Raw genomic sequence first — 3,185 nt, 5'->3', positions numbered from 1 at the left:
GTCGTAGCGGTATTCGGTGACGTGGCTAATCTTCAGTTTCATGTCGCGACCCGCCTATGCGTAGAACCGGTAACCGTCGGAAATTTCCTGTCCGAGCTGGTTGTTGCGTGAGACGAAGTCCTCGAGGAATTCGTGCAGGCCCTGATCCATGATGTCCTTGATCGCCTGCTTCTTCAGCGACTGGCGGATGGCGTCGGCGGTGTCGTGCGCCTTCAGCCGCTCGCCGTAATCGGTGGCGAGGTGGCCGAGTTCGCTGGTGATCTTCTCGTAGCAATAGGCGAGCGACCGCGGCATCTGGCCGTTGAGGATCAGGAAGTCGGCGATGTTGGTGGCGCGATATTCGCCGTCATAGGCCCAGCTATAGGAGCGGTGGGCGGAGACCGAGCGCAGGATCGATTCCCACTGGACGTTGTCGATCGAGGTGCCGACGGCGGAGACGGCCGGCAGCAGCACGTAATACTTCACGTCGAGGATGCGGCTGGTGTTGTCGGCGCGCTCGATGAAGGTGCCGATGCGGGCGAAGTTGTAGAGCTCGTTGCGCAGCATCGAGCCATGCAGCGCGCCGCGGATCAGGCCGGCGCGGTGCTTGATTACGTCGATCGCCTGCGGCAGGTCGGCCGGCTTCAGCCGCTTCGACAGGAGCTCCTTGAGCTCGATCCAGAACTCGTTGGTCGCTTCCCAGGTTTCGCGGGTGAGCGCCGTGCGCACCATGCGGGCGTTGTTGCGGCCGAAATCGACGCAGGACATGACGCTCGACAGGTTGGTGCGATCGCGCAGCAGGTAGTCGATGGCGTCAGGGCCTGTCAGCTTCGAATGGCCCTCGTCATAGGCTTCGCGGACGCCGGCGCTCTGCAGCACGCCGTCCCAGTTGTCGTCGCTGCCGCTGCTTCTGGTGAGCGACATGCGGATGCCGGCATCAATGAGGCGCGCGATGTTTTCGGCGCGCTCGAAGTAACGGAACATCCAGTAGAGGCCGTTTGCGGTTCTTCCGAGCATCAGATCAATCCTCCAATACCCAGGTGTCTTTGGTGCCGCCGCCCTGGCTGGAATTGACCACCAGCGAGCCCTGCTTCAGCGCAACGCGGGTAAGCCCGCCGGGAATGATCTGCACCTTGTCGGAGACCAGCACGTAGGGGCGCAGGTCGACGTGGCGCGGCGCGATCCCCTTGTTGACGAGGATCGGTACCGTCGACAGCGAAAGCGTCGGCTGGGCGATGTAGTTGCTCGGCTTGGCGCGCAGCTTCTCGGCGAAATCGGCGCGCTCCTTCTTCGACGCGGTCGGGCCGACCAGCATGCCGTAGCCGCCTGAGCCATGCACTTCCTTGACGACGAGCTCTTCCAGGTGCTCCAGCACGTATTTCAGGCTGGAGGCCTCCGAACAGCGCCAGGTCGGGACGTTTTCCAGAAGCGCCTTGCGGCCGGTGTAGAACTCGACAATCTCCGGCATGTAGGAATAGATCGCCTTGTCGTCGCAGATGCCGGTTCCCGGCGCGTTGGCGATGGTGATGTTGCCGGAGCGGTAGACATCCATGATCCCGGGGATGCCGAGGGCGGAATCCGGACGGAAGGTCAAGGGATCGAGGAAGTCGTCGTCGACGCGGCGATAGAGCACGTCGATCGCCTCATAGCCGCGTGTGGTGCGCATCTTCACCTTGCCGTCGATGACGCGCAGATCCGATCCCTCGACCAGCTCGACGCCCATGGTGTCGGCCAGGAAGGAATGTTCGTAATAGGCGGAGTTGTAGATGCCGGGTGTCAGCACGGCGACGCGCGGCTTGCCCTTGCAGCCGGGAGGGGCGAGCGAGGCGAGCGACTGGCGCAGCAGATAGGGGTAGTCCTCGACCGGGCGCACCTTGTTCTCGTGGAATAGCTCCGGGAACATGTGCATCATCGTCTCGCGGTTTTCCAGCATGTAGCTGACCCCCGAGGGCGTGCGGGCATTGTCTTCCAGAACGTAGAACTGGTCCTCGCCGGTGCGCACGATGTCGGTGCCGACGATGTGGGTGTAGACGCCGCCGGGCGGGCGGAAGCCGATCATCTCGGGCAGGAAGGCGTCGTTCTTCTCGATCAGCTCGCGCGGAATGCGGCCGGCGCGGATGATCTCCTGCTTGTGGTAGATGTCGTCTAGAAAGGCGTTGAGCGCGATGACGCGCTGCTCGATGCCCTGCGCCAGCTTTCGCCATTCGCGGCCGGAGATGACGCGGGGGATGATATCGAAGGGAATGAGCTTTTCGGAACTGTCGGCGTGGCCATAGACGGCGAAGGTGATGCCGGTCTTGCGGAAGATGTTTTCCGCATCGCGGGATTTGGCGATCAGATGAGCGCGATCCTGATTATTGTACCACTCAAAGTATTTTTCATATGGCTGTCGAGGGCTTTCGTCCCCGGTGATCATTTCATCAAATGCCAAAGGTGTGGCTCCCCTTTTTTCTTCATTTGAGTACAATGGAGAAAGCAATGCAAGAACCATGCTCAGTTCAAACGGAAGATTCCTAAAATCGTAACGATCGGCCAAAAGAGCCGAAAAACTGAGCATTTCCGGGAAGCTAGCGTCGGGGCGGCAAAGAGCAATTGTATCTCGTCGCTTAAAACATGAGCATGTGATTATTTTCCACGCGCGACGCGATTCATTTTCGGGCGATCGCCATGTCGGAGCCGGTTTTGCGGCTTCAATGAAACTTACAATAAGCATCAACGCTTCGCCTTTGACTGCCGGCACCCGCAGCGGCTATCTCGGCCCATTTCCGTTTTCCAAGGCCGCCCATGTCGCTCGATCGCCTCGCACCCGCCATCTTCGTTCTTCTCTGGTCCACCGGCTGGGTGGTGGCGAAGTACGCGGCCATCCATTCCGAGCCCTTCACCTTTCTCGCCATTCGCTTCGCACTGTCGGCGCTGGCCTTCCTGGCGCTCTGCCTCGTGCTCAGGGTGCAATGGCCAGGCAGGGCGGTCATGTGGAAAGCGATCTATTCAGGGCTATTCCTGCACGGCTTTTATCTCGGCGGCCTGTGGTGGGCGATCGCCAATGGCGTGCCGGCCGGTATCTCCGGCATCATCGCGGCGTTGCAGCCGCTTCTGACGGCGATGGCCGCGCCGCTTCTTATCGGCGAAAGGCTGCAGCCGGTGCAGAAGGCCGGGCTCGCGCTCGGCTTCGTGGGGATCGCGATCGCCATCTCGCCGAAGCTCTT

The 3,185-nt window shown here is 61.2% G+C and carries 3 protein-coding genes; 1 reads left to right on the top strand and 2 read right to left on the bottom strand.

Annotated elements, in window-relative coordinates:
- Positions 1-54 precede the first annotated feature (54 nt).
- A complete protein-coding gene (locus tag B3605_RS25180) occupies positions 55-996 on the bottom strand; it encodes an alpha-E domain-containing protein (protein ID WP_112943882.1) in 942 nt (313 codons plus the stop codon).
- 4 nt (positions 997-1,000) lie between these two features.
- The gene (locus B3605_RS25175) at positions 1,001-2,410 is read right to left on the bottom strand and encodes a circularly permuted type 2 ATP-grasp protein (protein ID WP_018897244.1); all 1,410 of its coding nucleotides are present in this window, start codon (positions 2,408-2,410) and stop codon (positions 1,001-1,003) included.
- 353 nt (positions 2,411-2,763) lie between these two features.
- Between B3605_RS25175 and B3605_RS25170 the strand changes: the two genes are divergently transcribed.
- The coding region (locus B3605_RS25170; RefSeq protein ID WP_296436827.1) for a DMT family transporter at positions 2,764-3,185 on the top strand (422 nt) is incomplete at its 3' end.

It is taken from the genome of Rhizobium sp. UBA1881 (genome assembly GCF_002338015.1).
GTDB lineage: Bacteria > Pseudomonadota > Alphaproteobacteria > Rhizobiales > Rhizobiaceae > Rhizobium.
The sequence above is the reverse complement of the archived record's forward strand: the minus strand, read 5'-3'. Positions and strand labels throughout refer to the sequence as shown.

Bases quoted from the DNA above. Each gene is read 5' to 3' on its own strand.
- B3605_RS25180 (WP_112943882.1), bottom strand. From the start codon at position 996: ATGCTCGGAAGAACCGCAAACGGCCTCTACTGGATGTTCCGTTACTTC.